Origin of the sequence: uncultured Fretibacterium sp. (assembly GCF_938030725.1) — a bacterium.
GTDB lineage: Bacteria > Synergistota > Synergistia > Synergistales > Aminobacteriaceae > Fretibacterium.
Window position 1 is genome coordinate 1 of sequence record NZ_CALHIQ010000066.1, and the last position, 5,793, is coordinate 5,793.

4 protein-coding genes, 3 tRNA genes and 1 pseudogene are annotated in these 5,793 nt (G+C 58.1%); 5 read left to right on the forward strand and 3 right to left on the reverse strand.

Annotation, left to right across the window (positions count from 1 at the left end; genetic code table 11):
• From Q0629_RS03990 to Q0629_RS04005, 4 genes are all read left to right on the forward strand, one after another.
• Positions 1-1,991, forward strand: a 1,991-nt coding sequence (locus Q0629_RS03990) for an FtsK/SpoIIIE domain-containing protein (protein ID WP_298779215.1), incomplete at its 5' end; no start/stop codon positions are given.
• A gap of 46 nt (positions 1,992-2,037) precedes the next feature.
• A tRNA-Leu gene (locus tag Q0629_RS03995) sits at positions 2,038-2,124 on the forward strand.
• Positions 2,125-2,137: 13 nt separating this feature from the next.
• Positions 2,138-2,214: transfer RNA gene (locus tag Q0629_RS04000), tRNA-Met, on the forward strand.
• Between the two features lie 8 nt (positions 2,215-2,222).
• A tRNA-Met gene (locus Q0629_RS04005) sits at positions 2,223-2,299 on the forward strand.
• A 213-nt stretch (positions 2,300-2,512) separates the two neighbouring features.
• Here Q0629_RS04005 and Q0629_RS04010 read toward each other — a convergent pair.
• The 3 genes from Q0629_RS04010 to Q0629_RS04020 form a co-directional block, all read right to left on the reverse strand.
• A complete protein-coding gene (locus Q0629_RS04010; protein ID WP_298779217.1) occupies positions 2,513-3,379 on the reverse strand; it encodes a hypothetical protein in 867 nt (288 codons plus the stop codon).
• Positions 3,376-3,570, reverse strand: coding sequence for a hypothetical protein (locus tag Q0629_RS04015; RefSeq protein WP_298779220.1), 195 nt, complete (start codon positions 3,568-3,570; stop codon positions 3,376-3,378). The genes Q0629_RS04010 and Q0629_RS04015 overlap by 4 nt, the downstream gene beginning before the upstream one ends.
• A gap of 70 nt (positions 3,571-3,640) precedes the next feature.
• Complete coding sequence (locus Q0629_RS04020) at positions 3,641-5,053, reverse strand: uracil-xanthine permease family protein (RefSeq protein ID WP_298779222.1); 1,413 nt, start codon at positions 5,051-5,053, stop codon at positions 3,641-3,643.
• Between the two features lie 531 nt (positions 5,054-5,584).
• Here Q0629_RS04020 and Q0629_RS04025 point away from each other — a divergent pair.
• Positions 5,585-5,793, forward strand: a pseudogene (locus Q0629_RS04025) (hydroxylamine reductase); the annotation flags it as partial.

Below are 5,793 nucleotides of genomic sequence, written 5' to 3' on the forward strand. Positions count from 1 at the left end.
TGTGCCAGCGCTGCCCCAGGCTTCTGGCCTATCGCGGGGAGGGGGAGCGCGGGGCTTGGAAGGTCGGCATCGAGGGGAGCGGCGAGAAGTACGGCTCCCTGTTTCACAAGCACATCGCCGGAGCCTTCTTCGATGCGGCGTCCGATCCCCAAAACCCCGTGAGAGGCGAGATTCGCGCGGTCCTTTCCGGAACGCGTGCCGGGGAGGCTCCGATTCGAGAGCGCCTGGAGGAGCTCATCCGCGTCCGTTTTTTCAGCCCCTTTATGGAACAGTATGCGCCGGGGCTATCCACAAAACAGGCCCTATCCATGGCCCGTGGGACGTCGGTCTGGGCTGGCTGTATGGCAGATTTCCTGGCAAAAATCCCCTTTGGGCGCCTCGCTCCCGACGAGGTGATGCACGTGTTCTTGGAGCCGGAGCGCACGCTTCAGGCCAGCTATGTTTCCTCCGACGGGCGGGTGCTGAAGCTTTCTGGGCGCTACGATGCGTTGCTGTTCAATCCCGATCTCGGCGAGGCGACCCTGTTCGAGTTCAAGGGGCATCGGTGCTCCGACCCGACGGTGGCCCTTTCTCAGGCGTTGATCTACGCCTGGCTGATCCATCGCGCGACGGGCATCCTTCCCACCGTTCAGGTCATTTATCTGGAGGAGGAGCATCCCGTTACCTTCCCTTCGTCCGACGTCAAAGGCATGACTTCCGCGCTGCCGGGCCTTTTTGACGTGGTCCTCGACGTCCTGGAGCGGCGTCTACCCCTGCCCGTGGCGGTGAACTCCGAGCTTTGCCTGCAGTGTCCGTGGAGCGGGGACTGCGCCAACGATTGGGACGCGCCCCCCGTTCCTCAAACTGTTCTGGAGAAGCCAGGAAGCGAATCTGGCAGCAAAGCCCGTGATGACCTTGACAAAGGCCTTCAAGAAATATTTTGTAATGCAGAAGGACTTGAGCGTATGGTACAGTTGCTTAAGGCCTTGAAGGACCTTGGACTGTCGGTCACCGACGCTGGGGTCGTCTGCGGCCCCTGTTTCATACGCTTGAAGGTCCGGCCCAACGCCGCCAAGGGGACGACCGTGAAGAAGATAGACAACCGGGCGGACGACCTTCAAGTTCAGATGGACCTTCCCGTGCCCCCCGTGATTCAGGCCTATGGCGGCTACGTTGGCGTTGACGTCCCACGGTCCAGCCGCCAGGTGCTTTCCCTTGAAACTTTGATCCGACAAGGCGAGGAGAGCCGACCTCGTTCGGAGGCCGCCTTCCCCCTGGGGATGAGGGTGGATGGAAGCGTTTTCTGGGCCGACCTGTCGGAACCGACCATGACCAGTATGTTGATCGGCGGAACCTCCGGAAGCGGGAAGAGCGTCCTGCTTCGCTCCGTGGTGATTGGGCTCCTGCTCTGCGCGCCGAAGGACAGCGTGAACTTCACCCTGATCGATCCCAAGCGAGTCACCTTCGTCGATCTGGCGGCACTGAGGGCCCTGGCGGAGGGGCGGATACTCTGCGACGTCGAGGAAGCCATGGAGGCCCTGAAGGAAGCCGTTGAGGAGATGGAGCGGCGCTATGAGCTCATGGAGAGGGCGAAGGTTTCTCACCTGACGGACTACAACGCCGTCGCCGGAGAGCGGCTGCGGCGACGGGTTCTCATCATCGACGAGTACGCCGACCTCATGATGCGCAAGGAGACGGCCAAGGACCTCGAGTACTTCATCCAGCGACTCTGCCAGAAGGGAAGGGCCGCCGGATTCCACCTGCTGCTGGCCACACAACGCCCGGACGCGAAGGTCGTCACCGGCGTTATCAAGGCCAACCTTCAGATGCGTGTGGCGCTGAAGGTGTCGAGCAAGAGCAACAGCCAGATCATCCTGGGCGAGGGGTTTACCCAGGCGCAGCACCTGTTGGGACACGGCGACATGCTGGTTGGGGACGGTTCGTCCGTTGAACGCCTTCAGGGCCCGATTGCGGATATCTCGCTACTGGGCAAGGAATTCCTGAGAGGCTGAAAAAAGTTTGACGTATCGAGAAAAGATGATATAATGTTCGAGTGTCGCCGGGCTGGTGGAATAGGTAGACACACGGGACTTAAAATCCTGTGGACGTTTGTCCGTGCGGGTTCGAGTCCCGCGCTCGGCACCAGCGGACACGACATCGCGGGGTGGAGCAGTCAGGTAGCTCGTCGGGCTCATAACCCGAAGGTCGCAGGTTCGAATCCTGCCCCCGCAACCAACTTTCAGGGCGGCGTAGCTCAGATGGCTAGAGCATGCGGTTCATACCCGCAGTGTCACTGGTTCGATTCCAGTCGCCGCCACCATTCGTTGATTTTCCTACGTCTTATAGAATTCACAAACCCCGCCCTGAGCGGGGTTTTTTGCTACCCTTATTCCAAGCTGTGATTTTCCCTATGAACGCTGCCCCTGTATCCGTACCAATGTAATTGACGGAGGGCCGTTCAGGACCTGTCGGCCGGAATAGAACAGGGCGGCAAAAGCCGCCCCGCTTAAGAAGTACACGGACCGCCACCTTATCACCTGGCTATCATGAATACAACATCCCCGCCATCATAATCCCCGCCATCATACGAATTTTTGTTGCTGTCAGGCGCCTTAAAAAGCCCCGTCACCCGAGCTTTTTGTACGAGCCTTTGGCGATTCGCCTCTGATATCCCTTCAAGCTTATAGCCTATCCACCACCGGTCCCCCTCACTCTGAAATGTCCAGTGTCCATCGCTGTAATCAATAGCACCCTCTACATAAACGCCAAGAGTAGCTTGGATGTGTTCCGGCGTGTCGAGAACAGCGCCAAGGTCATAATTTTTCTGCTTACCAATTTCATCCAAATGATCTGCATAATACAGAATAAGAGCCGCTTTTGTGCTGCGGAGAGCGGAAACAATTTTACTGGCGATTCCCTCCTCTTTTCTAGCGAGTTCCTCTTCCTGAGCCTGTGCTTTTTTGCTCTTGATTCCTAACTTTTTCAGAGTTTCTTCATTTTCTTCGCCGTAATACTGTGTCAGCCAGCGAATTTCTTCTCTCTGATCTGCTTGAAGTCCTTCAAATATGATTCGTGCATCATGGGCACGGGCTTTCAACTCCGCATTGGCGGCTTCAGGAGCCTCCGGAAGTGGAGCGGCACGCCCGTCTTTGCAATATTTTTCCACCCATACTTTTGCAGGTTCCGAGCCGCCATAGGCGATCATTTGCAATTGCATTGACGCATCATAAACCTGCTTCATCAACATCTCATTCTCTGCGGTCAGCGCCTCGGGCGTCATCGAAGCGGCAGCCGGCGTACTGATGAAGGAGCCGCTGCCCATCAGGAAATACGCTCCGGCAGCCAGGATGCCTAGCCCCAGAACAAAAACCGCTATATCTCTTCCGCGAAATTTCTTCATGGATTCCACTCTCCTCTCCCGTTAATGCTGCTTTTTTGAACACGGATTTTCCGCCGTTGTCTGGGCTTGAACGGCACGTCGGGTAGCTGCCGCAGAACCGGAACGGCCCGTTCTTTCAGTTCTTCAGTATTCTCCCTCACTGCCCTGAGCAGGGTTTTTTCGTATCCCTGTTTTAACAAGGCTGCCGGCATCGCTTACACGATCGCCGGTGGCCTTGTTTTTACGGTTTTTCGTTAACCCTTGCGGCAGGGGCGTTTCTCCTTAGGATAGCGCCGGATCCTGCTCTTTCGCGCCATCCGTCCCCCACTCCAGGCTCTTGCCCTGAGCGATCTCCAGGTTGACCCCCGTCGGGTTGGGCGCGTCATCGTCAAACTTGTAGTCCTTGCCGGGAAGGACGGCGTTCAGCAGGATGCCGACCAGGGAGCCGGTGGCGATGCCGGAGAACTTGATGCTGATGCCACCCAGCGTGAAGTTGAGGGCTCCGGCGGAGCTGTAGTTGATGCCGATCGATAGCACCAGGATCAGAGCGGCGACGATGACGTTGCGGCTCTGCGAGAAATCGACGTTCGTTTCCACGATGTTTCGGACGCCGACGGAGGCGATCATGCCATAGAGGATGAGGGATATCCCGCCGATCGTCGCCGTGGGCATACTCTCAATGGCCGCCGCGAACTTGGGGCAAAAGGAGAGCAGGACGGCGAAGACCGCCGTCAGGCGTATGATCCTCGGATCGTAGACCTTCGTGAGCGTGAGCACTCCGGTGTTCTCGCCATAAGTCGTGTTCGCCGGCGCACCGAAGAGGGAGGCCGCCGTCGTCGCCAGGCCGTCGCCCGTCAGCGTCCTGTGGAGGCCGGGGTCCCTGATGTAGTTGATACCCACTGTGGAGGATATCGCGGAGATGTCGCCGATATGCTCCATCATCGCTGCGAAGGCGATGGGCACGATGGTGATGACCGAGGAGATCAACAGGGCAAAGTTGACCGTTCCGTTGGTGAAGATGGAGAACACCGTTTGATCGTATTCGACGGGGAAGCCGAACCAGGGCTTCGCTGCAATGGTGCTGAAGTCGACGGCGCCAGTCGCCACCGCAGCCAGGTAGGAACCCGCCACGCCGAGCAGGATCGGGACGATCTTCACCATGCCATGCCCCCAGATGTTGCAGACGATGACGACCACGATGGCGACCAGGGCGACGAACCAGTCCTTCGAGCAGTTCTCTATCGCGGACTGCGACAGGGTCAGCCCGATGGCGATGATGATCGGCCCCGTGACGATGGGCGGAAAATATCGCATGACCCTGCTGGCGCCAAAAGCGCGAAATGCCGCCGCCAGCAAGAGGTAGACCAGCCCTGCGCAGGCAACCCCAAAGCACGCATAGGGCAAAAGCGCAGGGTCGCCCTTCGGCGCGATCGCCGCGTAGCCCGCCAGAAAGGCAAAGGAGGACCCCAGGAAGGCGGGCACCTTCCACTTTGCGATCATGTGGAACAGCAGCGTGCCCACCCCCGCAAAGAGGAGCGTCGAGCTGACGCTGAGCCCCGTCAAAAGGGGCACGAGGACGGTGGCCCCAAACATGGCGAACAGGTGCTGCAGGCCCAGGATCAGCATCCTGCCCACGCCAAGGGACCTCGCGTCGTAGATGGCCTCATCGCCGATACTTTTCATTTCCCCACTCATCGTCATTTAATCTCCTTTCAACGTCAAGAACGGCCGCGAAAAACGAAACCGACGCCAAGAACGGACCTTCCCGTCTGCCAGGAGCCGGAAGTTGGGCGACACAGAGAGGAAGCCTCCTGTCGCCGCGCGGTCATGCCTCCAAAGCCCTGTATAAAAAAAGGACACACTCGGAAAAAATCTTTCCGGTGTGTCCTCTGCATTTCTGTATTGAGTTAGAATTTTCCCCTTTGATAACGGCCACTTCACTGCCCCCAATGGATCGATTTCTAAAACTCACGGTATTCTAGCGGGCATTTCCGGTTTCGTCAAGGCGTCTTTTCGACCCTCCGGACAAAAACTCACCACATCATGGGGTGTCAGCAAGGGTTCGTTGTCATAACAACGGACAAACCGTCGGGTCGGGGCTATAGTGTCTGCAGAAAGACGTTCGTAGGCTGTCGTCAGGAGGCCACGAGCCCGAAGCGCAAGGAGCGGACATTGGGCTTGGGGCCAAAAACAGATCAGGAACTAAACATGGGGGGGTATATGAAGATGGATTGCAGCATGTTTTGTTTTCAGTGTCAGGAGACGGCGGGCGGAAAGGGCTGCACCAAAAGCGGCGTCTGCGGCAAGAAGCCGGACGTGGCGGCGATGCAGGACCTCTTGATCTATGTGACGAAGGGGCTTTCCTGCGTCACGGAGCGCCTGCGAAGCGAGGGGCAGGAAGTGGAGAAGAAGGTGAACCATTGGGTCACCGTGAA

Excerpts from the sequence above, each read along its gene's own strand:
- Q0629_RS04020 (WP_298779222.1), bottom strand. The coding sequence starts at position 5,053 with ATGAGTGGGGAAATGAAAAGTATCGGCGATGAGGCCATCTACGACGCG.
- Q0629_RS04010 (WP_298779217.1), bottom strand. The coding sequence starts at position 3,379 with ATGAAGAAATTTCGCGGAAGAGATATAGCGGTTTTTGTTCTGGGGCTA.
- Q0629_RS04015 (WP_298779220.1), bottom strand. The coding sequence starts at position 3,570 with ATGCCGGCAGCCTTGTTAAAACAGGGATACGAAAAAACCCTGCTCAGG.